The organism is Rathayibacter sp. AY1C2 (assembly GCF_002931195.1).
Classification (GTDB): domain Bacteria; phylum Actinomycetota; class Actinomycetes; order Actinomycetales; family Microbacteriaceae; genus Rathayibacter.
The window spans coordinates 17933-43738 of record NZ_PSWG01000001.1 but is presented as its reverse complement, the minus strand read 5'-3'; the positions used below and the strand labels follow the sequence as shown (position 1 = coordinate 43738).

The window sequence follows — 25806 nt, the reverse complement described above, 5'->3', positions numbered from 1 at the left end:
CCCGTCAGTGGGAGCTGTCGTCCATCTCGAGCCGGGTCTCCTCGGCGTCGAGCATCAGCTGCGCCCGCCGCAGCGTCCGCGAGGAGTAGACCCCGCGCCCCCGGGCGTCCAGCAGTGCCTCCCGCTCGGCGAGCAGGACCGCTCGGCGCAGCCGCAGGTACTGCGCGTGCGGGCCGAGCGGCGCGTCCTCCGCGCGGCCGACACGTTCCCACGCCACCTGCGAGCGGGTCAGAGTGTCGCGGCGCACGCGCTCGAGGACGCGCTCGCCCGCCTCGCCGTCGGGCAGCTCCGCCACCGCCTCGGGGAGGGCCTGGATGCCCGTGGCCGCGACCTCGTCGAGCAGCGTCGCGAGCTCGCGGCGGTCGGCCTCTCCGTCGGTGCCCTGGATGCCGGTGAGCCGGATCAGCGCGGGGAGCGTCGCACCCTGCAGGAGCAGCGTCACGACGGCGACGGTGAAGGCGATCAGGATCAGCTGGGAGCGGTAGGGAGTCTCGTCCGGCAGCGACTGGGCCGCGGCGAGCGTGACCACGCCGCGCATCCCGGACCAGGACAGGACGACTCCTCCGCGCCAGCCGAACGCCTCGCTCGTGGTCGCGGCCAGATCGGTCTCGCGCCGGAGGTAGAGCCGCTCCGCTCTCACCTGCCGCCGCCGGAAGCGCTCGTCGCTGGTGGCGCTGTTGCGCAGTCGCATGAGGCCCACCGCCAGCCGCCGGTTGATCCGCTCCGCCCGCCGACCGGAGCTGCGCAGCCACAGGAGCAGCGGCCACACGAAGAGGGCCCGCAGCACGATCAGGATGACCACGGTGGCCAGACCCAGCAGCACCGCGGTGCCCACTCCGAACTCGCCCGGGTCCACGACCCCGGAGACGATCGCCTTGATCTCGGCGCCCATGAGCAGGAAGACGCCGTTCTCGAGCAGGAACTGCGCCGTCCGCCAGTTCACCCGCTCGCTGATCCGCGACTGCGGCGAGAGGAAGCGCGCGCTGTTGTGCCCCGTGTAGATCCCGGTGACCACGACGGCGAGCACCCCGGACGCGCCCAGCTCCTCGGCCGGGATGTAGGCCAGGAACGGCACGGCGAAGGACACGGCGGTGTCGAGCACCGGGTCCCGCAGCTTCGAGCGCACGAAGACGGTGAGCACGCCCATCACCAGTCCGAGGACGATCGCCATCAGGACGGAGTAGACGAAGAGGACCCCCACCTCGCCCACGTCGATCGCGTCGGTCGTGACGGAGGCGCCGACCACGGCCGCCGCAGCCGTCGCGGCGCGCAGCAGCACCAGCGCCGACGCGTCGTTCACGAGGCTCTCGCCCTCGAGCACCGTCACCAGGCGGGGCGGGAGTCCGAGCTTCTTGCCGATCGAGGTCGCTGCCACCGCGTCGGTGGGGCTCACGACGGCGCCCAGAGCGATCGCCGCGGGCAGGCTCAGATCGGGGAACACGAGGTAGAGGAAGCCGCCGACCACGAGGGCGGTCACGACGACCAGGAGGACCGAGAGCCCGAAGATCGAGTGCAGGTTCCGCCGGAAGTCGGTGAGGGGCACCTGGATCGCGGCCGAGTACAGCAGCGGCGGCAGCACGCCCGCGAGGATCAGCTCAGGCTCTACCTCGATGTCCGGGACCCCGGGGAGGTAGGACGCGCCGATCCCGATGACGACCAGGAGCAGCGGTGCGGCGATCCCGAGGCGGCTCGAGAACCGCGCGACGGTGACGACCGTGATGATCCCGACGACCCCGAGCAGCGCGTAATCCACGGCACCAGGGTAGCGAGAGCCTCAGCCCGCCGGACGCGGTGCCGAGCGGAGGGGAACGATCAGTACCAGCCGACCGATTCGGAGTGGGCCCAGGCACCGCAGGGCGAGCCGTAGCGGCCGGAGATGTAGCCGAGGCCCCAGGTGATCTGGGTGCTCGCGTTGGTCGCCCAGTCGGAGCCGGCCGTCGCCATCTTGCTGCCGGGGAGTGCCTGCGGGATGCCGTAGGCACCGCTGGACTTGTTCTCGGCGTAGACGTTCCAGCCGGACTCGCGGTTCCAGAGGAGGACGAGGCAGTCGTACTCGCTGTCGGCCCAGCCGCGCTGCACGATCATGTCGTAGGCGATCGCCTTCGCGGATCCGGGATCCGGAGCGGCGGCGCGCTGGACGGGAGCGGCGGTCTCCGCCTCGGCGGAGCCCGACTCCTCCTCGTCGGCGGTCGCGGAAGCGGTCTGAGTCTCGGTCGGAGTGGGCGTCGGGGTCGGAGTGGGCGTCGGCTTCGCCTCGGCGCCGAACGAGTCGCGCTGGACGGTCCGCTCGACGGCGTCCGCGACGACGAGCCGCTGCGCGGAGTCGCCGTTGAAGCGCGCCGGGGCCTGGTAGTAGGGGGAGGCGACCGCGCCGCTGGACGGATCGACGACGTTCACCATGGCGAACGCGATCGACGCCGTGAAGGCCAGCACCGTCACCGGGATCCGAGCCCAGGAGCGCCGCACCGGGGTCTGGTGCGGGATCGCCGGGCGACCGCTGGTGCGGTTCGCGGGCGTGTGGGCGACGGAGGTCTGAGGATGCTGAGCCACGATTACGAAAGCATAACGGACGATGACCTGATCGGCCAGCAGATCCGGCTCCGGTCAGCGGACCGCCAGCATCACGTCGACGACCGTGTCGAGCAGCAGGTCGACCTGCGCCTCGGCGTACCCGCCGCGCTGCGGGGCGAAGGAGACGGTCCGCACGTCGTCCACGGTCAGCACCGATCCGTCGCGGAAGTACCCGGAGATCCGGTCGGCGAAGGCGTCGACCTGGCGGATATTGTAGCCCGTCGTGAGAGCGCCGGCCCGGGTGAACCGCTCGCGGGGAGCGCGGGCCAGCCGGTTCACGATCTCCTGGGCCGTCGACCGCGCGTCCGCGAGCCACGCCTCCTCGCCCCGGGCCGCGATCGCGTACTGGCGCTCCCGCAGGGCGAAGGCGTCCTCGAGGCGCTCGAGCGCCGCATCGACGTGGGGCGCGGAGTAGCCGCCCTTGCGCAGGGTGAACGCGGTGTGGCGCAGGTCGGCGGCGCGGAGGTCCGCCGGTCCCCCGGAGAGCTGCGAGTAGGCCTCGCGCGCCGACGCGAGGAAGGAGTCGACCTCGGCCGTGTCGTAGCCGGGACGGGACTCGCGGGCTCGGGGGAAGGGAGCGGTCATCCCGACATCATGCCAAGCCGCGCGCCGGGAGCGGAATCGGCACGCCCCGGCGAGGCGTGCGCTCAGTGGGCGAAGAGGAAGTACAGCACGTAGGCCGCTGCGGCCGACGGCAGGATCGAGTCCAGCCGGTCGAGGACTCCCCCGTGGCCGGGCAGCCAGGAGCTCATGTCCTTGATGCCGATGTCGCGCTTGATCAGCGACTCGGCGAGGTCGCCGAGCGTCGCGGTGAGCAGCACCACGGCCCCGAACACCGCACCGACCCACCAGGGCTGGCCGAGCATCAGCAGGGCGAGCAGGACGCCGACGACGATCCCCGCTACGGCCGCACCGGCGAACCCCTCCCAGGTCTTCTTCGGGCTGATACGCGGTGCCATCGGGTGCTTGCCCCAGGTGAGTCCGCTCACGTAGGCGCCGGTGTCGACGACGATCACGAGCACCAGGAACGCGAACGCCCAGAGCTGGCCGCCGGGCTCGGCGACGAGACGGATCGCGAAGGCGCCGAGGAAGGTCGTGTAGCCCTGGACGAACGCGCCGAGGCCGATGTCGAGGGCGAGGTCCCTCCGGCTGGAGGCGGTGCGCCGGAAGAGCTGCTCCCCCAGCCGCCAGAGGCCGACGAGGACGGATCCGCCGAGGACCGTGGCCCACGCGGCGCCGAGGCCGCCGTAGTAGGCGGCCGGCACGGCGACGACCGCCACGATCCCGGTCGGGATGCGCGGGATGTCGCGCCCGGCGTGGCGCAGGGCGTTCGAGAGCTCCAGCGCCGCGAGCAGCACCACCACCCCCGCGAGCACCATGAAGAGCTCCTTGACCAGGAGGAGGCTGACGACCATCGCACCGCCGCCGAGGAGTCCGATCGCGGTCGCCGACACGAGGTTCCGGCCCGAGCGCGCGGTCAGGCGGTCGTTCGTCGCCTCGAGCTGGGCGCGGGTCGCCTCGAGCTGGCGCTCGACGTCGGCCCGGCCCTGCTGGGCGCGCGCACGCAGCGCGTCGCGGGTGACCATCCGGGATCCCCGGGCACCCGGGACGTGCGGAGACGGTCTCTTCTCGCCGCCCTCGGGTCCTTCGGGGATCTCGGGCACCGCTACACCTCGAGCAGTTCGGATTCCTTGCGCTTGAGCGCCTCGTCGATCGCGTCGACGTGCTGCTTCGTGAGCGCCTCGAGCTCCTTCTCGCCGCGGGCGAGCTCGTCGTCGCCGATGTCGCCCTTCAGCGCGTCGAGGTCGTCCTTGCCCTTGCGGCGGATGTTGCGCACCGCGATCTTGGCGTCCTCGGCCTTGGTGCGGACGATCTTGACGAACTCCTTGCGGCGCTCGGCGGTGAGCTCCGGCAGGGTCACCCGGATGATCGTGCCGTCGTTGGTCGGGTTCGCGCCGAGGTTCGGCATGTCCCGGATGGCCTGCTCGATGTCGCGGAGCGAGCCCTTGTCGTAGGGCGTCAGGACGAGCGTGCGGGCCTCCTGGTTCTGCATCGAGGCGAGCTGCGACAGCGGCGTCGGGGTGCCGTAGTAGCTCACCAGCACCTTCTGGAACATGCCGGGGTTCGCGCGTCCGGTGCGGACCGTGGAGAAGTCCTCCTTGGCGACCTCGACGGCCTTGCCCATCTTGGTCTTCGCGTCGGCCAGTACATCCGAGATCACAGGGAGCTCCTTAAGAGAGGGAAGTGGTCAGTCTAGTTCGAGACGAGCGTGCCGAGCTCGGCGCCGCGGATGGCCTTCGCGACGTTGCCCGAGGGCTCCATGCCGAAGACCTGCATCGGCATGCCGTTGTCCATGCAGAGGCTGAACGCGGTGGAGTCGACCACCTTGAGGCCCCGCTGGAGCGCCTCCTGGTAGGTCAGCGCGTCGAGCTTCTTCGCGTCGGGGTTCGTCCGCGGGTCGGCGTCGTACACGCCGTCCACGCCGTTCTTGGCGACGAGGACCACGTCGGCGTGCGTCTCGAGCGCGCGTTGCGCGGCGACCGTGTCGGTCGAGAAGTACGGGAGTCCGGCGCCGGCGCCGAAGATGACGACGCGGCCCTTCTCCATGTGCCGGATCGCCCGGCGGGGGATGTAGGGCTCCGCGACCTGCGTCATCGCGATCGCTGACTGCACGCGCGTCTCGGCGCCCGCCTGCTCGAGGAAGTCCTGGAGGGCGAGGGCGTTCATCACCGTGCCCAGCATGCCCATGTAGTCGGCCCGGCCGCGGTCCATGCCGCGCTGCGAGAGCTCGGCTCCGCGGAAGAAGTTGCCGCCGCCGACGACCACCGAGATCTCCACCTCGGTCGCGGCATCGGCGATCTCGCGCGCCAGGGCGCTGATCACGTCCGGGTTCACGCCGAGCGTGCCGGCTCCGAACGCCTCCCCCGACAGCTTCAGAAGCACCCTGCGGCGCTTGCCCGTCGTCATCGCATCCGTCTCCGTCATGGACGTTTCCTCCCGTAGACCCGTACAAACCTATCCCGCGCGGAGCGGGCCCCGCGACCACGCCCGGGACCGCCCCGGGCAGAGCGAAGGGAGCCCGGGTCGACTGAACGACCCGGACTCCCTCCTGCAGTGCTGTTAGGCGCCGACCTTGAAGCGGGCGAAGCCCGACACGGTCAGGCCCGCGTCGCTCAGGACCTTGCTGACGGACAGCTTGTTGTCCTTCGCGTAGTCCTGGTCGAGCAGGGCGACCTGCTTGAAGTACGCGTTCACGCGTCCCTCGATGATCTTCGGCAGGGCGGCCTCGGGCTTGCCCTCGCCGCGCGAGATCTCCTCGACGATGCGGCGCTCGTTGTCGACCTCGGACTGCGGCACGTCCTCGCGCGAGAGGTAGGACGGGTTCGCGAACGAGATGTGCTGGGCGACGGAGCGCGCGGTCTCGGCGTCCTCGCCCGCGTAGCCGACGACCACGCCGACCTGCGGGGGCAGGTCCTTGTTCGTCTTGTGGAGGTAGATCGCGAAGTGCTCGCCCGAGACGGAGGCCACGCGGCGCAGCTCCACCTTCTCGCCGAGGATCGCGGCCTCGTCGTTGATGAGGTCGGCGACGGTCTTGCCGTCGGCGGGGGCCGCGAGGGCCTCCTCGACCGTGGTGGAGCCGGCGGCGACGACCGCGGCGAGCACGGCGTCGGCGAGGGCGATGAACTTCGTGCCCTTGGCGACGAAGTCGGTCTCGCACGCGAGCTCGATCATCGTGGCGACGCCGTCCTTCTCGGCGGCGGCGACGAGGCCCTCGCTCGTGGAGCGGTCGGCGCGCTTCGCGTTGCCCTTGGCGCCCTTGAGGCGGAGGATCTCGACCGCCTTGTCCAGGTCGCCGTCGGCCTCGACGAGCGCGTTCTTCGTGTCGACCATGCCGGTACCGAGCTGCTCGCGCAGCGTCTTGACGTCAGCGAGGCTGAAATTTGCCATGTTCTCGGAACTCCTCTTGGTTCGGAAACCCTGTGGCGCCGTCACTCGCGGCGGCGGGCTCACGGGAGGAGCCCAGCACGCCGAGGTGACGGCGGTTCTTACTCGTGGTGAACGTGCACCGACCGAGCGGGGGCCGGACGACCGCGGGTGCGGCGTCCGACCCCCGTCACGGAACGGGGTGTCAGGCGGTGGCGGTCTCGTCGGTCGAGGTCTCGTCGGTCGAGGTCGCGGCGGCGTCGGCCTCGGGGGCCTCCTCCGCGGCGGGGGTCTCGGCCTCGACGACGGCCTCGTCGGCGGTCTCGGCCTCGGCGTCGGCGACCTTCTCGGTCTCCGCGCCGGCCTGCTCGTTCGGCTCCTGCACGTCGGCGGCCGGCGCGCCGGTGGAGAGCAGCTCCTGCTCCCACTCGGCCAGCGGCTCGACGGCGGAGACGTTGCCCTCGGCCTCGGGCTTCTGGTGGCGCTGGATGAGGCCCTCGGCCGCGGCGTCGGCGACGATGCGGGTGAGCAGGCTCACCGAGCGGATCGCGTCGTCGTTGCCCGGGATCGGGTACTGGACCTCGTCCGGGTCGCAGTTCGTGTCGAGGATGCCGATGACCGGGATGCCCAGCTTCTTGGCCTCGTCGATCGCGAGGTGCTCCTTCTTGGTGTCGACGACCCAGAGGGCCGACGGCGTCTTCGAGAGGTTGCGGATGCCGCCGAGCGACTTGTGCAGCTTGTCGAGCTCGCGCTTCTTGATGAGGAGCTCCTTCTTGGTGAAGCCGCTCTTCGACGTGTCGTCGAAGTCGAGCTCCTCCAGCTCCTTCATGCGGGCGAGGCGCTTCGAGACCGTCTGGAAGTTGGTCAGGAGGCCGCCGAGCCAGCGCTGGTTCACGTAGGGCTGGCCGACGCGGGTCGCCTGCTCCGAGATCGCGTTCTGCGCCTGCTTCTTGGTGCCGACGAAGAGGATGGTGCCGCCGTGGGCGACCGTCTCCTTGACGAAGTCGTAGGTCTTGTCGATGTAGGCCAGCGACTGCTGGAGGTCGATGATGTAGCTGCCCGAGCGCTCGGTCAGGATGAAGCGCTTCATCTTCGGGTTCCAGCGACGGGTCTGGTGCCCGAAGTGGACGCCGCTGTCGAGCAGCTGGCGCATGGTGACGACTGCCATGAGTCGTTCTCCTTGTCTCGGGGCCCGGGCGCACGACGGCGCCGAACTCCCGTTCGGTTGTCTGCGACGGCCGGTCGGCACGTCGCCCTGGCGCCCGGCGCACTCCCGCCCCGGCCGCGTGAGCGGAGAGGGACCGTGGGGAGCGGAGGCCGAATGGGCGCGCGTAGTCACCCCGACGAGCGAGGTGCTCCGTGGAGTCTAGCACCAGGACGGCCGCCTCCCCCGCTGCTGCGGGAGGGCGGCCGTCGGGGCGCGGGAGGCCGGTGCTACTTGCGCGCCGACTTCATCACGGTGCGGATGTGCAGGGTGTCCATCTCCTCCAGCGAGCGGCCCTTTGTCTCGGGCACGAACATGAAGACGAACACGAACGAGATCGCCGCGAAGGCGGCGTAGAGGCCGTAGGCCAGGGTGAGCGACACGTCCTGCGAGAGGATCGGGAAGGTCACCGTGATGGCGAAGTTCGCGATCCACTGGGCCGAGGCCGCCAGGCCGAGCGCGGCCGCCCGGATCCGGTTCGGGAAGATCTCGCCGAGGAGGACCCACACCAGCGGGCCCCAGGTCGCGCCGAAGAAGACGACGAACGCGTTCGCCGAGACGAGGGCGATCGGTCCCCACGCGCCGGGCAGCGAGACGTCCTCTCCGCTGATCGTCGACTGGCTGAAGGCGATGGCCATCAGCGCGAGCGAGACAGCCATGCCGGCCGAGCCGACCAGCAGCAGCGGCTTCCGGCCGACCTTGTCGACCAGGAAGATCGCCACGAAGGTGACGACGACGTTCACGACCGAGGTGAAGACCGAGATCGCGAAGGAGTTGGACTCGTCGAATCCGACCGCGCTCCAGAGCGAGGTGGAGTAGTAGAAGATCACGTTGATGCCCACGAACTGCTGGAAGACCGACAGCAGGATGCCCACCCAGACCACGGGGAGCAGGCCGAGCGCGGGTCCGCGGAGGCTGGAGCGCTTCGCGTTCTCGGAGTCCTCGTCGATCTTCTTCTGGATGTCCGCGAGCGCCTCGTCGACCTCGTCGCGCGGCGTGACCGTCGCGAGCACCGCGCGGGCGTCCTCGGAGCGGCCGCGGGTCGCGAGGTAGCGGGGCGACTCCGGCAGGGTCAGGGCCAGGAGGCCGTAGATCACGGCAGGCACGGCACAGGCGATGAACATCCAGCGCCACGCGGCGACGCCGAACCAGAAGGGCTCGGAGGCGCCGTCCGCGCCGTTCGCGATGAGGGTGTCCGAGAGCAGGGCGGCGAAGATGCCGAGCGTGATCGCCAGCTGCTGCAGCGACGCGAGGGCTCCGCGGATGGCCTTGGGCGCGATCTCCGAGATGTAGGTCGGAGCGATCACGGAGGCGATGCCGATGCCGAGGCCGCCGACCACGCGCCAGAGCACGAGGTCCCAGACCGCGAACGCTGCGCCGGCGCCGATGGAGGAGATGAAGAAGAGCCCGGCGCCGAGCAGCATGACCTTGATGCGGCCCCAGCGGTCGGCGAGGCGGCCCGCGAGGTACGCGCCGAGTGCGCAGCCGAGCAGCGCGGAGGCGACGGCGAAGCCGATCAGCGCGGCCGAGAGCTGGAACTCGCCCTGCACCGCCTCCACGGCACCGTTCACCACCGACGAGTCGAAGCCGAAGAGGAAGCCGCCGACCGCCGCCGCGATCGCGAGGCCGATCACCTTCCTCTTCAGCTTCGCCGCCGAGGGGTTCGGGATGTCCGCTCTCCCGCTGGTCGTGTCAGATCGTCCGCTGGTCATGGTCGTCTCCGATTCTCGCCGCCGGTGGGGGCGGGGTGCCGCTCCCGAGCCGGATCACCGGCACGTTACTCCTCGCCGCGGCACCGCCGGGACGGGTTGCGCTCTCCCCCGGCCGATGTCCTCCCTCCACAGCCGGGCCCGTCGCGCTCTCCTCCCCTGATCCGCTCGGCCTACCACCGGTCCCGGACCGGCTCCAGGAGGGTGGCCGCATGCTCCGATCCCGACTCCTGCGCCCGGGCGTGTTCGCCCTCGCCGCTCTGCTCGTCGGGGCGCCTCTCGGCGCCTCGCCCGCCGGCACCTCGTCCCCCGGCCGGTCCGACCCGCGGTGGATCTCCCCCGTCGCGGGCTTCTCCGTCGTGGAGCCGTGGGGCGCGCCGGCCCACCGCTACGCCCCCGGGCACCGCGGGATCGACCTCGCGGCAGCGGCCGGGCAGCCCGTGGTCGCCGTCGCGGCGGGCACCGTGTCGTTCTCGGGCAGGGTGGTCGACCGGTCCGTGGTGAGCATCGTGCACGCGGACGGTCTGGTCTCGACGGTCGAGCCGGTCGACGGATCGGTGACGGCCGGGCAGGTCCTCACCGCGGGCCAGCCCGTCGGAGCAGTGGGTGCGGGCGGCCACTGCGACGGGAGGTGCGTGCACCTCGGCGTCCGCGAGGGTGGCGACTACGTCTCGCCGATGCGGTTCTTCGGCGGGATCCCCCGGGCGGTGCTCCTGCCGATGGACGACGTGGCGCAGGGTGGTGAGCGAGTGGCGCGGAAGGGTGCGTCCAGCGACTCGCGCGTCCGGTCAGGCGCGGGGGTGGGCGAGGCGGTAGGCGTCGCGGATCCGCTCGGTCGAGACGTGGGTGTAGATCTGCGTGGTGCCCAGGCTCGCGTGGCCGAGCAGCTCCTGAACGGCGCGGAGGTCGGCTCCGCCGTCGAGCAGATGGGTCGCCGCGGTGTGGCGGAGCGTGTGCGGACCGGACGGTCCGGAGCCCTGCCCGCCGTCGAGGAGCCTCGCCACGACGCCGTAGACCGTGCGCGGGGTGAGCCGCGCGCCCCGCCGTCCCAGCAACAGGGCCCCGCTCCCGTCGCCGGTGGCGAGAGAGGGTCGGGCGCGCTCCAGGTAGTCGACGAGCGCCTCCTTCGCGGGGACGCCGAACGGGACGACCCGCTGCTTGGCGCCCTTGCCGGTGACGAGCACGGTGAGCCTGCCGAGATCGACGTCGCCCAGGTCGACGGCGACCAGCTCGGAGACGCGGATGCCGGAGGCGTAGAGCAGCTCGACGATCGCGAGGTCCCGCAGCGCCACCGGGTCCTCGGTCGCGCCTCGCGCCGCGACCGTGTCGAGCACCTGTTCCGCCTGCGGGAGCGTGAGGACCCGCGGCAGTGTCCGTCCCGACTTGGGCGTCTTGAGGCGTGCGGCGACGTCGACGGGGAGCCGCTCGGTCCGATGCGCCCAGGAGGAGAAGGAGCGGACGGCCGCGGTGCGCCGGGCGAGGGTCGCGCGGGCGATCCCCGACTCCGACTCTCGCCAGAGCCAGTCGCGCAGCAGCTCGAGGTCGAGCTCGGCGGTGAGGAGCCGCCCCTTCTCCTCCGTGTGGGCGATCAGGCGCGCCAGGTCGGAGCGGTAGCCCTTCGCGGTGGCGGGCGAGAGGGACCGCTCATCGAGGACGTACCGGAGGAAGTGCTCGACCGAGTCGGCGAGCGTCTCGCCGGTCATGATCCGTCCGGCATCCGCGACCAGTGGTCGATGCGCCCCTGCTCGTCGAGCCCCTCGAGCCGTTCGATCAGGTCGGTGCCGAACCGCGTCGCGATCGGGGCCGGTGCCGTCGGCACGAACGAGGCGGTCACCGTCTCCGGGTGGACGTGGACGAGCGAGAGGCTCTGCGCTCCGTCGACGCCGGCGAGCTCCCGCTCGGGCGCTCCGAGGTCCATCGTGTAGCTGGTGGCGCCGGCGACGAGCACGGGCACGCCCGCGAAGGTCGCAGCCGTGGGGTAGTGCAGGTGGCCGCCGAGGATCGCGCGGACGTCGGTTCCGCGCACCACCTCCTCGAGGCGGTCGATCCCCCGCAGCTCGAGCACGGTCATCGCGCCGAGCGGCGTGGGCAGCGGAGGGTGGTGCAGGGCGAGGATCGTCCCCAGCGGGGCCGGTGCGGCGAGCTCGTCCTTCAGCCAGGCCAGCTGGGCGTCGGTGAGGTCGCCGTGGTGGAAGCCGGGCACCGCGCTGTCGAGCGCGATGAGCCGGAGCCCGCCGAGGTCGACGACCTGGTCCACGGGTCCCGCGCCCGCCGGGTCCTGCTCGAGGAGCACCCGCCGGAACGCTCCGCGCTCGTCGTGGTTGCCCATCACCCAGACGATCGGGCAGCCGAACCGCTCGCCCACGGGGTCGAGCTGCTCGCGCACGCGCCGGTAGGCGTCCTCCTCGCCGCGGTCCGCGACGTCCCCGGTCACCACGATCGCGTCCAGGCGTCCGCCGCGCTCGGCCAGCCGGCCGACCGCCTGCGCGAGGCGGGCGACCGTGTCGACCTTCCCGTAGAGCGGAGCGCCGTCGGCCAGCAGGTGCGTGTCGCTCAGATGCGCGATGACCCTGTCGGCGGCGCGGAAGTGCCCGAGCTGCGGGCGCTCTCCGCCGTGTCCTGCTGCCGTGGCGTCCATGCCGCTCCCCTCGCCGATGCCCCTTCAGCGTAGGGCGGACCGCCGACAGCGCCGCGGCGGCGGGGCCGCTCACCCGGGTGCCCGCTCCCAGTCCCCGTCCTCGGAACGGTGGACGCGTCCGTCTGCGAGGAGCGCACCCAGCGCCGACAGTGCCGAATCGAGCGATTCCCCGGAGAGACGGGCGACGGTTGCGGCGTCACAGCATCCTTCGGATTCGACGACGGCCAGGACTCGCGCCTCAGTCGCGGTCAGCGCTCGGCACGATCCGTCGGCGTCGCCGACGGCGAGCAGTTCGAGCACGTCCGCCGGCGAGGTGACGCAGGTCGCCGCGTACTCGCGGAGGAGCCGGTGGCAGCCGGCGGAGGAGGCACTGGTGACCGGGCCCGGGACCGCGCCGAGGGGGCGGCCCAGGGCAGCCGCGTGGCCGGCGGTGTTGAGGGAGCCGGAGCGGGCGCCGGCCTCGACGACGACGGTGCCCGCGGTGGAGGCGGCGATGAGGCGGTTGCGCTGCAGGAATCGCCAGCGGGTGGGCGTGGTGCCCGGCGGGACCTCCGTCGCGACGGCGCAGCCGGGGGTGGCGATGATGCGGTGGAGGAGTTCGGTGTGAGCCGTCGGATAGAGGCGGTCCGCTCCCCCGGCGAGGAAGGCGACCGTCCGACCTCCGGAGCCGAGGGCGGCACGGTGGGCGACCGCGTCGATCCCGAAGGCACCGCCCGAGACGACGGAGACGCCTCGCGCCGCGACGCCCGCGGCGAGCTCGCCGGCGACGTGCTCGCCGTAGCCGGTGGCAGCGCGGGCGCCGACGAGGGCGAGGCGGTGCGTCGGATCGAAGGCGGCGGGATCACCGCGCAGCCAGAGCAGGAGTGGCGCGTGCGGTCCGAGGTCGTCGAGCGATTCGGGCCACACGGGAGCCCCGGGCAGGAGCAGCCGGGCGCCGAGTCGCTCGGCGATCTCGAGCCGGCGGAACAGCAGCCTGCGGTCCAGGCGCGGTCGCCAGCGCGCCAGCCCCGACTGCAGGGCGGCGACCTCGGAGTCGAGGGGCGCGGGTGCCGCGCCTCCTTCGTCGGAGGGAGCGCGATGCGGGGGCGCGAGGATCTCCTCCGCGGACGACGAGGACACGACGTGGGCGAAGGCCTCGGCCGCGCCGACCCTCTCGATGAGGAGGGCGGCGACGGAGTCGCCGGGCTCGGTCAGCGAATTCCAGCCGCATCGGGCTGCAGCGTCGACGAGCGCGCTCCGAGCACAGCCGGACTCGCCCGAAGGCTCGCCGTCGGCAGCCGAGTCCTGATCGGCTGAACCGCTCGGCAGCAGTCGACGAACGGCGTCGAGCTCCGCGGCGTCGAAGAGCGCGTCGGGCCGGATCACGCGGCACCCCCGCGGAGGACGAGCGCGCGCGCGAGGTGGGCGGCACTCGGCCGGTCGGCCGCGTCGAGGTCCGCGAGCGTCCAGGCCAGGCGCAGGACCCGGTCGTAGCCGCGCATGGTCACCAGACCTCGCTCCAGAGCCCGGTCGAGCGTGCGGGACTCGGCACTGGTCGGGCGCACCGCGTCCGAGCGCAGCCAGGCGCCGGAGACCTCCGAGTTGAGCGTCCACGGAGTGGAGGCGAGGCGAGCCGCTGCGAGGGACCGCGCCGCGGCGACACGGGCGCGGGCCTCAGCCGTCGACATTCCGGACGTGTCTCGACGTGCGGCCAGCTGAGCCGCGCTGATCCGGCGGACCGTCAGGCGGATGTCGACGCGGTCGAGCAGCGGTCCGCTGAGCCGCGCGAGGTAGCGGCGGCGGACCGAGGGAGCACAGGTGCAGGTCTCTCCGGGGATGCCGAAGCGGCCGCACGGGCACGGGTTCGCCGCGAGGACGAGCTGCACCCGCGCGGGGAACTCGGCGACGGCGTTCGCGCGGTGGATGCGGATCACGCCGGATTCGAGCGGCTGGCGCAACGCATCGAGGGCGACGGACGAGAACTCGGGGGCCTCGTCGAGGAACAGCACTCCCCGGGTGGCGCGGGCGACCGCGCCGGGCCGGATGCGGCCGCTGCCCCCGCCGACGATCGCTGCGGACGAGGCGGAGTGGTGCGGACTCTCGAACGGCGGTCTGCGCACCAGCGCGCCACCGGTCGGCGCTCCGACGAGCGAGCGCATGCAGGTGGCCTCCAGCGCTGCATCGTCGTCGAGGTCGGGGAGGATGCCCGGCAAGCGCGAGGCGAGCATCGTCTTCCCGGCGCCGGGAGGCCCGAGCAGGAACACGTGGTGCCCGCCCGCCGCCGCGACGACCATCGCCTCGGCCGCCTCCTCGTTCCCCACCACGTCGGAGAGGTCGAGGCGGGCCTCCGGCTCGGACACCGTCGCAGACGGCGGCGCGGCCTCGGGGAGCACCGGCACTTCCCACTCGGCTCCGTGCCAGACGGCGGCCGCCGCCAGCGAGGAGACCGCGATCACCTCGACGCCGTCGACCAGCTCCGCCTCGAGGCGGTCCTCGACGGGGACCATCACGCGGCGCCTGCCCTCGCGGGCGGCCGCGAGCACCGCGGGCAGCACGCCTGGGACGGAGCGCAGCCGGCCGTCCAGCCCGAGCTCCCCGATGTGGACGACCGCGGCGACCGACTCCGCATCGACCTCGCGGAGCGACGCGAGCGCGGCCAGCCCGATGGCGAGATCGAAGGCGGAGCCGTGCTTGGGCATCGCGGCCGGCGAGAGGTTCACGGTGATCTTGTACTCGGCGAGGGTGCTGCCGGAGTTGATCGCCGCTGAGCGCACCCGCTCCTTCGCCTGCGCGAGCGCGGCGTCGGGCAGGCCGATGATCACCATGCCCGGGGTGCCGTCGGCCGAGTGGGCCTCCACCCCGACCACGGCTCCCGCGAAGCCGACGAGACCGACCGCGGAGGTCCTCCCCAGGCCCATCAGGCCACCGCCCGCAGGTGCCGGATCTGCGACGGGACTCCCCCGGGAGCGACGATGCCGACCGCGTCGATCCGCAGATGCCGGGAGCGCTCGTGGTGCTCGTCGGCCCAGGCGTAGGCGAGTCGGCGCAGGCGCTGCGCCTTGGCCCGCGTGATGGCCTCGACCGGCAGTCCGAAGCGCGTCGACGAGCGCGTCTTCACCTCCACCACAACCAGCGCCGACCCGTCGCGGGCCACGATGTCGAGCTCGCCCTCGCGGACCCGCCAGTTGCGGTCGAGGATCTCGAATCCGTTGTCTCTCAGGTGCGCCGCCGCGATCTCCTCGCCGCGCCGCCCCAGTTCGTCCTTGTCCATGCGTCCTCCTGCCGGAAGCGTGCCGGAGCAGGGAGGAGCGTCGGACGGCCGGGAGGGGATCCGGGGAGAAGAGGGCCGAGGAGGCGGGTGGGGAGGGACGTCGGGCCGGGGTCTTCGGACGCCGCCGGGGGCGGCTATGCGACCAGCAGGAGGAACCCGCGTTGCCTGAAGACGAGACCCGCGGAGCCGCGGATCCGAGAGAGCTCCGGAGCGGGGTGGGGCTCCTGGCACCGGGTCTCGATGCGCCGTCGGAGGCGGCTACGCGACCAGCAAGGGGTCCGGAGCCTGCCGCGACAGCGTCCTACTCGTCGAGCGCGAGCTCCTTGGGGAGCTCGAACTCCTTGCGGGAGAGCTCCTCAACGTTGACGTCCTTGAAGGTCAGCACGCGCACCGACTTCACGAAGCGGTCGGAGCGGTAGACGTCCCAGACCCACACGTCGCGCATGGTCAGCTCGAAGTAGAAGTCGTGCTCAGTGTCGCGGCGGACCAGGTCGACCTCGTTCGCCAGGTAGAACCGGCGCTCGGTCTCGACGACGTACGAGAACTGCGAGACGACGTCGCGGTACTCCCGGTACAGTGCCAGCTCGACCTCGCGGTCGTAGTCCTCGAATTCGTCCTCATCCATCGTTGGACAATCCTACGCCGAGCCGACGGGCCCGAGCGCCGGGAGCGGCTCCTCGACGCTCTCCCGCGACTTCGACAGCCAGGTCACCCGGTGCAGCGGGGACGGGCCGACCCGCTCGATGCCCGCCCAGTGCGCGGCGCTGCCGTAGCCCTTGTTGCTGTCCCAGGCGTAGTCGGCGAAGTCGTCGTGGTGGCGCACCATCTGACCGTCCCGGCCCACCTTCGCGAGCACGGAGGCGGCGGAGACGGCGGCGCAGTCGCGGTCGGCCTTCACGCGGGTGACGATCGTCAACTCGGCCGCCCACTCGCCCAGCGCGGGCGTCAGCCAGTCGTGGGCGCCGTCGAGGAGGACGACGGCGGTGGCGAGGTCGACACCCTGGTCGGCGAGGCGCTCGATGCCCCTCGACGCAGCGCGGCCGAGGCCCGCGATGATCCCGGTCTCGTCGATCTCGTCCGCCGAGGACTCGCCGATCGCCCAGGCCGAGACCCACTTCGCGACTCCCGGCAGGAGCGCCTCGCGGCGGGCGGGAGCGAGCATCTTGGAGTCGCGGAGCCCCTCGGGGAAGCGCCCGCAACGGCTGCCGATCGACACGACGCCGACCGACACCGGGCCGGCGATCGCGCCGCGGCCGACCTCGTCGCAGCCGATGACCGTCTCGTAGCCCTGCCGGAAGAGGCGCCGCTCCTGCGTCAGCGTCGGCTCGGCGACGACCACCTAGCCCTGCCCGCTCTGCGCGTCGTCCGAGCCCTCCTCGGAGGCCTCGGTGTCGACTCCGCGGAACACCGACGGGTAGTCGTCGAGCCACGCCCACTGCTGCACGGGCCAGGTCACGAGGATCGCGCGGCCCACGACGTTGTCGATCGGCACGAAGCCGCCGCCCGGCTTGTCGGTGTTGTAGCGGGAGTCGGCGGAGTTGTAGCGGTTGTCGCCCATCACCCAGAGCGAGCCCTCGGGCACGACGACGTCGAAGGGGGTGGCCGAGACGGCCTGCACCCCGTCGGGCAGCTTCACGTAGGGCTCGTCGATCGGGTTGCCGTTGATCTCGACCTGGCCGAGCGGCGTGCAGCAGGTCACGTGATCGCCGGGCAGGCCGATGACGCGCTTGATGAGGTGGTCGTTGCTGTCGGGAGCGGTCAGGCCGACGAGCGCGAGGGCGGAGTCGACCGCGGCCTGGAACGGCGGCACGTTGGGCTCGGAGCTCGGCGAGAGCCATCCGCCGGGATCGCGGAAGACGACGACGTCGCCGCGCGAGATCTTCACCACTCCGGGTACGAGCTCGTTCACGAGGATCCGGTCGTTCTCGACGAGCGTCTGCTCCATGGAGGAGGAGGGGATGTAGAACGAGCGGATCAGGAAGGTCTTCACGAGGAAGGAGACGAGCACCGCGACCACGAAGATGATCAGCACGTCGCGGAGGAAGAGCAGGACACCCCGGCGCTTTCGCGGGCGCTTCTCGGACGGATCCGCCGAGTGGCGGGCGTGGTCCTCGCCTCCGGGGAGGCGGACCGGGGCCGTGCTGTCTGTCATCGCTCGCCGTCGCCCCTACTGTGCATCACCGGGTGGACTCCCCGGACGGATCGCCCCCGAGAAAGGGAGGAACCCCGGTCCATCATAGGTGGACCGGGGTTCCCGAGAAGTCGTGCGGAAGCCGCTCAGGCGTCGCGCTTCTCCTTGATCTTGGCCTTCTTGCCGCGGAGGTTGCGCAGGTAGTAGAGCTTCGCGCGACGGACGTCACCGCGGGTGACGACCTCGATGTGGTCGATGACCGGCGAGTGCACGGGGAACGTGCGCTCGACGCCGACCTGGAAGCTCACCTTGCGGACGGTGAAGGTCTCGCGGACGCCCTCGTTGGAGCGGCCGATGACGACGCCCTGGAAGACCTGGATGCGCGAGCGGGAGCCCTCGACGATGTTGACGTGGACCTTGACGGTGTCGCCGGCGCGGAAATCCGGGACATCGCTGCGGAGGGACGCCGCATCGACGGAATCGAGGATGTGCATGCTGTATCGCTCTCCGTGCCCGCCACAGGTCGAACACCGTTTCGTTGATGGAAGTCGGTCGTGCCCACGTCGTCGCGGCTCCCCTGTGGCAGAGCCTGCGCGAGGCACAAGCGCTCATTCTGCCATGCCGCGTCGATCCGAGTCAAAGCAGGCTCGTCTGGAGGGCAGGGTCACCCGGAGGGCAGAGCCGCGCAGAGGGCGGGTCCGTCGAGAGGGCCGAGCTGTGGAGCAGGGCGGGGCCTCGCAGGAGACAGCGCCTCTCGGGACGCCCGACCCCTCAGAGGACGATGGTCTGCCCGTCCTGCGGGCGCTCCGGGTCTAAGCCCTCTCCGGAGACGGGGCGGTGAGCGCCCTCGGCCTGCACGGACGCCGCCTCCGAGAAGGCGAGGAGAGTGGCCCTCGCGTCGGCGAGGAACCGCCACCCCGAGTGCCAGAAGGCCGCCACTCCGAGGACCACCGAGAGCAGGCCCAGCGCCCAGGCGCCGGGCGGGAAGAAGCCGAAGGCGATCAGGGAGAGGTGCCAGGCGCCGACCACGGCCACGTCGCCCCACCCGGGAGTGCGCGTGTGCCGGACGGTCACCCGGAATGCGACGATCGCGGCCACAGCCGCCAGCGCGACCGCCAGAATGGGGAGGGCGATCACCAGGCCGAGCACGGTCCAGCCGCTCGATCCTCCGAAGACCCCGTAGCCGAGGAGGATCCACAAGGGCAGCACGATCGCCGCCGGGAACTGCCAGGAACCGAATGCCCGTCGCGTGCGCATGCACCGACCGTACCCACCACCGCTGAGCGACGGCTCAGCGGACCCCGAGAGGATCAGGATGATCGAGCTACGCACCCCCGCCGAGATCGAGGAGATGCGTCCCGCCGGCCGCTTCGTCGGCGAGGTACTGAAGGCCACCTCCGCCGCCGCCGCGGTCGGCGTGAACCTGCTGGAGCTCGACCGGCTCGCCCACGACATGATCCGCACGGCCGGCGCCGAGTCCTGCTACATCGACTACCACCCCTCCTTCGGCGCCAGCCCCTTCGGCAAGGTCATCTGCACCTCCGTCAACGACGCGGTGCTGCACGGCCTGCCCTTCGACTACCGGCTGAAGGACGGCGACCTGCTCACCCTCGACTTCGCCGCCTCCGTGAACGGCTGGGTCGCCGACTCGGCCATCAGCGTCGTGGTCGGGACGCCGCGCGAGGAGGACCTCGCCCTCATCGACACCACCACCCGCGCGCTCGAGGCCGGCATCGCCGCCGCGCAGCCCGGGAAGAAGATCGGCGACATCTCCGCGGCCATCGCGGCCGTCGCACACGCCGAGGGCCTGTCCATCAACACCGACTTCGGCGGCCACGGCGTCGGCCGCACGATGCACGGCGATCCGCACATCCCCAACGACGGACGCGCCGGCCGCGGCTACCCGCTCCGCCCGGGCCTCGTCGTCGCGATCGAGCCGTGGTTCCTGCAGACGACCGACGAGATCTACACGGACAAGGACGGCTGGACCCTCCGCAGCCGCGACGGCTCTCGCGGCGCCCACATGGAGCATACGATCGCCATCACCGAGACGGGGAACATCGTCCTGTCCGCACGGGACTGACCAAGCGGTGGACAGTACTGTTATCCGATAGCGATACTGTCCACGTGCGAATCTCGGAGCTCAGCCGCAGCAGCGGCGTCAGCCTGCCCACGATCAAGTACTACATCCGGGAGGGGCTGCTGCCGCCGGGCGACGCCGCCGGCCCCCAGCGGGCGGAGTACGGGGACGCCCATGTCGCCCGCCTGACGCTGCTCCGGGCGCTCATCGAGAGCGGCGGCGTCGGCATCGCCGGCGCGAAGCGGATCACGGCCGCGCTCGACGCGGGCGTCGGTCCGACAGCAGCGTTCGAGGTGGCGCAGGACGTGGTCTCCGTGAGCGCCGACTCGACCGCGTCCGCCACGGAGGCGTCGACGCGGCGGATCGCCGAGGCCGCGGGCTCCGACCACTGCGGCCACCCTGCCGTCGCGACGGCGGCACGGGCGCTCGACGCGCTCGAGCTCTCCACCGGACCGATGAGCGCCGGCTGGCTCGAGACCTACGCCCGCGCCGCCGCCCTCGTCGCCTCCGCCGACCTCGACGAGCTGCAGGCCCGCGAGAGCGTGAGCGAGCAGGCTGCCGTCGCCGCCGTCGGCACCGCGCTCGGAGACGTGGTGCTGCAGTCGCTCCGGCGCGTCGCCCAGGCGCGCGAGACGCAGAGCCGCTTCGGCTCGACGGAGGTGCCCCGATGAGCGCCGCGACCGAGACGCCCGCGCGCACGGCCTCCGCTGCTCCGCACCGGCCGCTCCTGGTGCTCGCTGCCGCGATGGCGGTCGGTGCCCTCCTCTGCGCGATCGCGCTGGTCGTCGATCCCCGCGAGCTCGGCGGGCAGCCGCTCTGGGGCAAGCCGCTGAAGTTCTGCCTCTCGATCGCGCTGTACGCCGTGACGCTCGCCTGGCTGATCGGGCTCGTGCCCCGCCGGCGCCGCCTAGCCCGAGCGCTGGGCACGGTCGCGGCGGTCGGTCTGGCGGTCGAGATGGTCGTGATCGGAGGCGCCGCCCTGGTCGGCGAGCGCAGCCACTTCGACGTCTCCACTCCCCTGCACGCCGCGCTCTGGGCCTCGATGGCCGTCTCGATCGTGGTGGTCTGGCTGGCGACTCTGGTCCTCGCCGCCCTCCTGGCGCGGGTGCCGCTCGGCGACCCGGCGCTGACGCTCGCCGTGCGCGCCGGACTCGTGATCGGGCTCGTCGGGATGGCCCTCGCGTTCCTGATGACGGGGCCCTCGCCCGGCCAGATCAGCGACTACCAGGGCGTCGTCGGTGCGCACGCCGTCGGAGTCGCGGACGGCGGACCCGGCCTCCCCCTCCTGGGCTGGAGCACCACGGGGGGCGATCTGCGCATCCCGCACTTCGTCGGGATGCACGCTCTGCAGGGGCTCCCGCTGCTCGCGCTGCTGCTCGGACGGCTGGCACCCCGGATCCCCGTGCTGCGCCCCGGATGCACCCGGCTGCGGCTCGTCGCACTGGCCTCGGCGGGCTGGGCGGCCGCGGTCGCCCTCACCTGCTGGCAGGCGCTGTGCGGACAGGCGCTGACCGCACCGGACGCGCTGACCCTCGCCGTCGCTACTGTGGCCGTGGTCGCCCTCGCCGGAGGGACGATCCTCACCCTCGCACGAACGGAGGCCCGCGCATGAGCCGGCTGCGCCGCGGCTGGACGCCGCTCGGGATCGTCTACCTCGTCCTCGCCCTCGCCGGGCTGATCGGGACCTGGACCTGGAACGTGAGGGCGATGCAGGAGGGCGCGGACCTGCTCGCCGGCCTCGCCGCAGGCGGGCCGTGGGTGTCGTCGTTCTCGACCGACCTGCTGGTCGTCGCGATCGCAGCCGTCGCCTTCATGGTGGTGGAGGGCCGCCGGATCGGGATGCGCCGCGTGTGGATCCTGGTGCTGCTCGCGCCGCTGGTCGCCCTCGCGTTCGCGTTCCCCCTCTTCCTCGCCCTCCGCGACCGGCACCTGGCCCTCGCGGCCCGGTGACCTGCGGCTCGGGGCTAGGGAAGCAGTTCGGGGCGGACGCGGCGGGTGCGCTCGACGCTCTGCTCGTGGCGCCAGGCGGCGATCGCCCCGTGGTTGCCGCTGAGGAGCACCGGAGGGACGTCGAGGCCCCGCCAGGAGGCCGGCTTGGTGTAGCTCGGGTACTCGAGCAGCCCGTCGGAGTGGCTCTCCTCGACCAGGCTCGCCGGGTTGCCGACGACGCCCGGGACCAGGCGTCCGACGGCCTCGATCATCGCCATCACGGCGACCTCTCCTCCGTTGAGGACGTAGTCGCCGAGGCTGATCAGCCGGACCCGCGCGCGCTCGGCGGTGTGGTCCACGACGCGCTGGTCGATGCCCTCGTAGCGGCCGCAGCCGAAGACGAGGGTGGACTCCTCCGCGAGCTCGCGGGCGGTCGCCTGGCTGAACAGCTCGCCCGCGGGCGATGGGAAGATCACGACGGGGTCGTCCGAACCGTCGAGGATCGTGTCGAGCGCCTCGCCCCACGGCTCCGGTCGCATCACCATGCCCGCGCCGCCGCCGTAGGGCGTGTCGTCGACCGTGCGGTGGCGGTCGTGGGTGAAGTCGCGCAGGTCGTGCACGCCGAGCTCGATCAGCCCGCTCTGCCGCGCACGGCCGAGCAGGCTGATGTCGAGCACGCCGAAGAACTCCGGGAAGATCGTGACGATGTCGATCCTCACGACCGGGGCTCCTCCTCGGAGGCGGCGTCGGAGGCGGCCGAGGTCTCGTCGTCGGCGGGCTCCTCGAGAGCGGCGTCCGCGTCAGCGGACGCGTCCGGCTCGTCGGCGTCCGCAGGCGCGCTCAGCGCCGGGTCCGCCAGGTCGACGCCGCTGAGGTCGACCGCGGCGGGCTCCTCCTCGGGAGCCTCCTCGAACAGGCCGATCGGAGGCGTGACCGTGACGATCCCGGCCGCGGCGTCGACGGAGGGGACGATCGCGTTCACGAACGGCACCATCACCTCGCCGGAGGGGGTACCGACGATGAGCAGGTCCTGCGCGGGGAAGTGGTCGACGCGGCGGACGGTGCCGACCTCGACGCCGTCGCGGACGACCTTCATGCCGACCAGCTGGTAGTCGTACCAGGAGTCGTCCTCGCCCGGCTGGGTCTGCACCTCCTCGTCGATCCAGAGGATCGCCTTCAGGAGGGTCTCAGCGGCGTTGCGGTCGTCGACGCCTCGGAAGAACGCGACGGGGTGGCTGTTGTACCAGCGCAGCTCGACGAGCTCGAGCTTCTTGCCGTGCCACTCGGAGGTGCGCGGCACCTGCAGCGTGAACGTGGATCCGGGGGTGAAGCGCTTGTCGGGCTCGTCCGTGTAGAGCTCGAGCTTGATGGCGCCCTTGAGCCCGTGGGCCTTGGTGAGTCGGGCGACGCGGAGCTGCGTCGTGCCCGGTCCGGTGACCGACACCTCTACTTGTCGGTGTCGACGACGTCGACGCGCACGCGGCGCCCGTCGGCGAGCGCGGCGACGAGAGTGCGGACGGCCTTGGCGGTGCGACCGGAGCGTCCGATCACGCGGCCGAGGTCCTCGGGGTGCACGCGCACCTCGAGGACCTCTCCGCGCGGGGAGCTCGTGGCCACGACACTGACCTCATCGGGGTTCTCGACGATCCCCTTGACGAGGTGTTCGACGGCGGGAGCGAGCACTGACTACGCCTCGGTGGAGGTCTCGTCGGCGGTGTCCTCGACCGGGGCGGCCTTGGCCGGAGCCTCGGACTTCGGCTTGAGGACGGGCTTCTTCTTCGCGTCGACGACGAACGGAGCCTTGGGCTCCTTCACCTGGACGGTGCTGACGGCGTCGGCGTCGCCCTTGAAGCGGCCCCAGTCGCCGGTCAGCTTGAGGATCGCGGCGACCTGCTCGGTCGGCTGCGCGCCGACTCCGAGCCAGTACTGCGCGCGCTCCGAGTCGACCTGGATGAACGAGGGCTGCTCGGTCGGGTGGTACTTGCCGATCTCCTCGATCACGCGGCCGTCGCGCTTGGTGCGCGAGTCGGCGACGACGATGCGGTAGTAGGGCGCCCGGATCTTGCCGAGGCGCTTCAGACGAATCTTGACAGCCACAATTCTCCTGTGTGGTCGTTGACCGGTGTCCGGTCGATGATGGATGAACTGAGCCGTGAGCGTGGGGGCACACCCGGCGGAAGCTCGAGGGGGTTTCGTCGGCGGTGAGTAGAGGGTCGACCGCCTCGGACCCGACGGATCATTCTGCCAGAAAAACCGCCCCGGTGCGGGCCCGGCACGCCGCCGCCCAGCGGCACCCTCGCGGGAGCGGGCCGCGCGGGACCGGGAAGGCCTCCGCCGGGGCTCGGCGTCCGCCCCGGCCGCAGGTGGCAGGATGGCGAGGCGCGTCCCGATCGGCGGACGCCCGGATCCGATGAGGACCACGCCATGGAGATCAGCTTCGCCGCATCAGACCGCTCCACGCTCGGGATCGAGTGGGAGGTCGCGATCGTCGACCGGCAGACGGGCGATCTCGCCAACGTCGCCGATGTGGTGCTGGAGGCGCTCCGCAGCGACGACGGCGCCCCGCACCCGCACATCACCGGCGAGCTCCTGCGCAACACGGTCGAGCTGGTCTCCGGCGTGCACACCTCCGTCCGCGACGCGGTCGCCGACCTGCAGGATCAGCTGCGGCAGGTGCGCGAGATCACCGACCCCATGGGACTCGACCTCGTGTGCTCGGGCACGCACCCGTTCGCGCAGTGGTTCGACCAGGCCATCACGGACAAGGAGCGGTACCACCGCCTCATCGACCGGACCCAGTGGTGGGGCCGGAACATGATGATCTGGGGCATTCACGTGCACGTCGGCATCGAGCACCGCGACAAGGTGCTGCCGATCCTCAACTCCCTGCTCGACTACTACCCGCACCTGCAGGCGCTCTCGGCGTCGAGCCCGTTCTGGGGCGGGGTCGACACGGGCTACGCCTCGAACCGCGCGCTGATGTTCCAGCAGCTGCCGACGGCGGGCCTGCCTCCGCAGTTCGGTGCCTGGGCGAACTACGAGGAGTACGTCGACGACATGATGCGCACCGGCGTCATCGACGACCACACGGAGGTCCGCTGGGACATCCGCCCCTCGCCGCAGTGGGGCACTCTCGAGATGCGCGCGTGCGACGGCCTCTCCTCCGCGGAGGAGATCGGAGCAGTCGCCGCGCTGATCCAGTGCCTCGTCGAGCACCTCTCGTCGCGGCTGGACGCGGGCGAGGACCTTCCGACGATGCAGCCCTGGTACGTGCGCGAGAACAAGTGGCGCGCGGCCCGCTACGGACTCGACGCCGAGATCATCCTCGACGCCGCTGGAGCGGAGCGGCTGGTCACCGACGACATCCGCGACCTGCTCGTCACCCTCGCACCGGTCGCCGAGCGTCTCGACTGCGTGAAGGAGCTCGGCGACGTCGAGCTGATCCTGGTCGCGGGAGCGAGCTACCAGCGCCAGCTGCGGACGGCGGCGGCGAACGACGGCGACCTCAAGGCGGTGGTCCGGGCGCTCGCGGGCGAGTTGCGCGACGGGCTCCAGGATCCCCGCTCATGACGCGTCCCGTCCTCCTCGCCGCAGCCGCGATCGGCGCGCTGGCCCTCGGCCTCGCCGGCTGCTCGTCCTCGACGACGACCGGCCCGGCGACCGCGTCCCCCGCCGGCACCGCCACTTCCTTCCCGACCGTCACCGCCGATCCGCTGCCGCTCTCGATCGGCGGCTCTCTTCCCGCCGGCTCCCGGGTGACGATCGTCGGCGACAGCATCGTGCGCGGTCTGACGGTCGACCCGGAGCAGGCCTGGCCCGCTCTCGTCGGCGACGACCTCGGCTGGGAGGTCACGAACCTGGGCTGCGACGGCGGCGGCTTCATCGAGCCGGGCGACTGCGGCGTCGCGATCGGCGACCGCGCGCAGGAGATCGCCGACACCCGGCCCGATGCGATCGTGCTGATCGCCAGCAGCAACGACCTGGGCTGGGATCCGGAGGACGTGGACGCCGCGATCGGGCCGGCGGTGGACGCGATCGTGTCCGCCTCGCCCTCGGCCCGGCTCATCGCGCTCGACTCGGTGTGGGGCCCCGACCCGCGCCCCTCCGATCTCGACGAGTACGACGCGGCGCTGGTCGAGGCCGTGACGGCCGCCGGCGGCGGTGCGCTCGAGTACCCGGACCCCCTCCGCGAGGACGGGCTGCTCGGCGAGGACGGCGTGCATCCCACCGTCGAGGGCCAGCGCGCCCTGGCCGACGCGTTCGAGGTGGCGGCCGAGAAGTCCGGCCTCGCCCGGGCGGTGCCGACCGGCCAGAAGGCGACGGACGCGCCGCCGGCCTGACTCCGACGCGGGGCGCCGCCCTGACGGCGC

29 protein-coding genes and 1 pseudogene are annotated in these 25806 nt (G+C 72.1%); 7 read left to right on the top strand and 23 right to left on the bottom strand.

Annotated elements, in window-relative coordinates; translation table 11 throughout:
- Positions 1–4: 4 nt before the first annotated feature.
- From C5C55_RS00240 to C5C55_RS00200, 9 genes are all read right to left on the bottom strand, one after another.
- On the bottom strand, positions 5–1753 hold the full coding sequence (locus tag C5C55_RS00240; RefSeq protein ID WP_104232501.1) for a sodium:proton antiporter: 1749 nt from the start codon (positions 1751–1753) through the stop codon (positions 5–7).
- Positions 1754–1812: 59 nt separating this feature from the next.
- Complete coding sequence (locus C5C55_RS00235) at positions 1813–2550, bottom strand: lytic transglycosylase domain-containing protein (protein WP_258072473.1); 738 nt, start codon at positions 2548–2550, stop codon at positions 1813–1815.
- Positions 2551–2604: 54 nt separating this feature from the next.
- Entirely contained in the window at positions 2605–3156 is a 552-nt protein-coding gene (locus C5C55_RS00230) for a DivIVA domain-containing protein (protein ID WP_104226865.1), read from the bottom strand.
- A 62-nt stretch (positions 3157–3218) separates the two neighbouring features.
- Positions 3219–4157: a phosphatidate cytidylyltransferase gene (locus C5C55_RS00225; RefSeq protein ID WP_104232500.1), complete on the bottom strand. Its 939-nt coding sequence runs from the start codon at positions 4155–4157 to the stop codon at positions 3219–3221.
- A gap of 80 nt (positions 4158–4237) precedes the next feature.
- The gene (gene frr / locus C5C55_RS00220) at positions 4238–4792 is read right to left on the bottom strand and encodes a ribosome recycling factor (protein WP_104232499.1); all 555 of its coding nucleotides are present in this window, start codon (positions 4790–4792) and stop codon (positions 4238–4240) included.
- 32 nt (positions 4793–4824) lie between these two features.
- Positions 4825–5538: a UMP kinase gene (gene pyrH / locus C5C55_RS00215; protein WP_374952923.1), complete on the bottom strand. Its 714-nt coding sequence runs from the start codon at positions 5536–5538 to the stop codon at positions 4825–4827.
- A 153-nt stretch (positions 5539–5691) separates the two neighbouring features.
- Positions 5692–6519, bottom strand: coding sequence for a translation elongation factor Ts (gene tsf / locus C5C55_RS00210; RefSeq protein ID WP_104223895.1), 828 nt, complete (start codon positions 6517–6519; stop codon positions 5692–5694).
- Positions 6520–6700: 181 nt separating this feature from the next.
- Positions 6701–7663: a 30S ribosomal protein S2 gene (rpsB, locus tag C5C55_RS00205; protein ID WP_104232498.1), complete on the bottom strand. Its 963-nt coding sequence runs from the start codon at positions 7661–7663 to the stop codon at positions 6701–6703.
- A gap of 266 nt (positions 7664–7929) precedes the next feature.
- Positions 7930–9411, bottom strand: coding sequence for a sugar porter family MFS transporter (locus C5C55_RS00200; RefSeq protein ID WP_104223897.1), 1482 nt, complete (start codon positions 9409–9411; stop codon positions 7930–7932).
- Between the two features lie 209 nt (positions 9412–9620).
- On the opposite strand from C5C55_RS00200, the pseudogene C5C55_RS16995 reads away from it, so the two are divergent.
- Positions 9621–10073, top strand: a pseudogene (locus C5C55_RS16995) (murein hydrolase activator EnvC family protein); the annotation flags it as partial.
- A 123-nt stretch (positions 10074–10196) separates the two neighbouring features.
- Here C5C55_RS16995 and C5C55_RS00190 read toward each other — a convergent pair.
- The 10 genes from C5C55_RS00190 to C5C55_RS00145 all read right to left on the bottom strand — a co-directional run bounded on the left by C5C55_RS00190 (position 10197) and on the right by C5C55_RS00145 (position 18684).
- A complete protein-coding gene (locus tag C5C55_RS00190) occupies positions 10197–11111 on the bottom strand; it encodes a tyrosine recombinase XerC (protein WP_104232497.1) in 915 nt (304 codons plus the stop codon).
- The gene (locus C5C55_RS00185; protein WP_104232496.1) at positions 11108–12046 is read right to left on the bottom strand and encodes a phosphodiesterase; all 939 of its coding nucleotides are present in this window, start codon (positions 12044–12046) and stop codon (positions 11108–11110) included. The genes C5C55_RS00190 and C5C55_RS00185 overlap by 4 nt, the downstream gene beginning before the upstream one ends.
- Before the next feature lie 69 nt (positions 12047–12115).
- Positions 12116–13411: a DNA-processing protein DprA gene (gene dprA / locus C5C55_RS00180; protein ID WP_258072472.1), complete on the bottom strand. Its 1296-nt coding sequence runs from the start codon at positions 13409–13411 to the stop codon at positions 12116–12118.
- On the bottom strand, positions 13408–14943 hold the full coding sequence (locus C5C55_RS00175; protein ID WP_104232495.1) for a YifB family Mg chelatase-like AAA ATPase: 1536 nt from the start codon (positions 14941–14943) through the stop codon (positions 13408–13410). The genes dprA and C5C55_RS00175 overlap by 4 nt, the downstream gene beginning before the upstream one ends.
- Positions 14943–15296: a YraN family protein gene (locus C5C55_RS00170; protein ID WP_104223901.1), complete on the bottom strand. Its 354-nt coding sequence runs from the start codon at positions 15294–15296 to the stop codon at positions 14943–14945. The genes C5C55_RS00175 and C5C55_RS00170 overlap by 1 nt, the downstream gene beginning before the upstream one ends.
- Before the next feature lie 301 nt (positions 15297–15597).
- The gene (locus C5C55_RS00165) at positions 15598–15921 is read right to left on the bottom strand and encodes a DUF2469 domain-containing protein (protein ID WP_055792576.1); all 324 of its coding nucleotides are present in this window, start codon (positions 15919–15921) and stop codon (positions 15598–15600) included.
- Between the two features lie 12 nt (positions 15922–15933).
- Complete coding sequence (locus C5C55_RS00160) at positions 15934–16635, bottom strand: ribonuclease HII (RefSeq protein WP_104226870.1); 702 nt, start codon at positions 16633–16635, stop codon at positions 15934–15936.
- Positions 16636–17448 (bottom strand): signal peptidase I, encoded by an 813-nt coding sequence (gene lepB / locus C5C55_RS00155; protein ID WP_104223903.1) that lies wholly within the window; start codon positions 17446–17448, stop codon positions 16636–16638. It lies immediately after the preceding gene.
- 125 nt (positions 17449–17573) lie between these two features.
- Positions 17574–17921: a 50S ribosomal protein L19 gene (gene rplS, locus C5C55_RS00150; RefSeq protein ID WP_104223904.1), complete on the bottom strand. Its 348-nt coding sequence runs from the start codon at positions 17919–17921 to the stop codon at positions 17574–17576.
- 277 nt (positions 17922–18198) lie between these two features.
- Positions 18199–18684: a hypothetical protein gene (locus C5C55_RS00145; protein WP_104232494.1), complete on the bottom strand. Its 486-nt coding sequence runs from the start codon at positions 18682–18684 to the stop codon at positions 18199–18201.
- A 58-nt stretch (positions 18685–18742) separates the two neighbouring features.
- Between C5C55_RS00145 and map the strand changes: the two genes are divergently transcribed.
- From map to C5C55_RS00125, 4 genes are read left to right on the top strand one after another with little or no spacing between them, the layout of a single operon-like run.
- The gene (map, locus tag C5C55_RS00140; RefSeq protein WP_104223906.1) at positions 18743–19510 is read left to right on the top strand and encodes a type I methionyl aminopeptidase; all 768 of its coding nucleotides are present in this window, start codon (positions 18743–18745) and stop codon (positions 19508–19510) included.
- 44 nt (positions 19511–19554) lie between these two features.
- On the top strand, positions 19555–20178 hold the full coding sequence (locus tag C5C55_RS00135; RefSeq protein WP_104226873.1) for a MerR family transcriptional regulator: 624 nt from the start codon (positions 19555–19557) through the stop codon (positions 20176–20178).
- A complete protein-coding gene (locus C5C55_RS00130) occupies positions 20175–21119 on the top strand; it encodes a hypothetical protein (protein ID WP_104232492.1) in 945 nt (314 codons plus the stop codon). The genes C5C55_RS00135 and C5C55_RS00130 overlap by 4 nt, the downstream gene beginning before the upstream one ends.
- Entirely contained in the window at positions 21116–21457 is a 342-nt protein-coding gene (locus tag C5C55_RS00125; RefSeq protein ID WP_104232491.1) for a DUF2834 domain-containing protein, read from the top strand. Before C5C55_RS00130 ends, C5C55_RS00125 begins: the two co-directional genes overlap by 4 nt.
- 14 nt (positions 21458–21471) lie before the next feature.
- Here C5C55_RS00125 and trmD read toward each other — a convergent pair whose 3' ends face one another.
- Genes trmD through rpsP form a run of 4 tightly spaced genes read right to left on the bottom strand, consistent with a single transcriptional unit; the run spans position 21472 to position 23533 of the window.
- Positions 21472–22155 (bottom strand): tRNA (guanosine(37)-N1)-methyltransferase TrmD, encoded by a 684-nt coding sequence (trmD, locus tag C5C55_RS00120; RefSeq protein WP_104223910.1) that lies wholly within the window; start codon positions 22153–22155, stop codon positions 21472–21474.
- Complete coding sequence (rimM, locus tag C5C55_RS00115; protein WP_104223911.1) at positions 22152–22880, bottom strand: ribosome maturation factor RimM; 729 nt, start codon at positions 22878–22880, stop codon at positions 22152–22154. The genes trmD and rimM overlap by 4 nt, the downstream gene beginning before the upstream one ends.
- 2 nt (positions 22881–22882) lie before the next feature.
- Positions 22883–23119 carry an RNA-binding protein gene (locus C5C55_RS00110; RefSeq protein ID WP_068210678.1) on the bottom strand — a complete coding sequence of 79 codons (237 nt, stop codon included), beginning with the start codon at positions 23117–23119 and terminating at the stop codon, positions 22883–22885.
- Positions 23120–23122: 3 nt separating this feature from the next.
- Positions 23123–23533 (bottom strand): 30S ribosomal protein S16, encoded by a 411-nt coding sequence (gene rpsP, locus C5C55_RS00105; RefSeq protein WP_104223912.1) that lies wholly within the window; start codon positions 23531–23533, stop codon positions 23123–23125.
- Between the two features lie 327 nt (positions 23534–23860).
- Between rpsP and C5C55_RS00100 the strand changes: the two genes are divergently transcribed.
- Together C5C55_RS00100 and C5C55_RS00095 are read left to right on the top strand one after the other, a co-directional pair.
- Positions 23861–25006 (top strand): glutamate--cysteine ligase, encoded by a 1146-nt coding sequence (locus C5C55_RS00100; RefSeq protein WP_104223913.1) that lies wholly within the window; start codon positions 23861–23863, stop codon positions 25004–25006.
- A complete protein-coding gene (locus C5C55_RS00095; protein WP_104232490.1) occupies positions 25003–25776 on the top strand; it encodes an SGNH/GDSL hydrolase family protein in 774 nt (257 codons plus the stop codon). The genes C5C55_RS00100 and C5C55_RS00095 overlap by 4 nt, the downstream gene beginning before the upstream one ends.
- Positions 25777–25806: the final 30 nt, after the last annotated feature.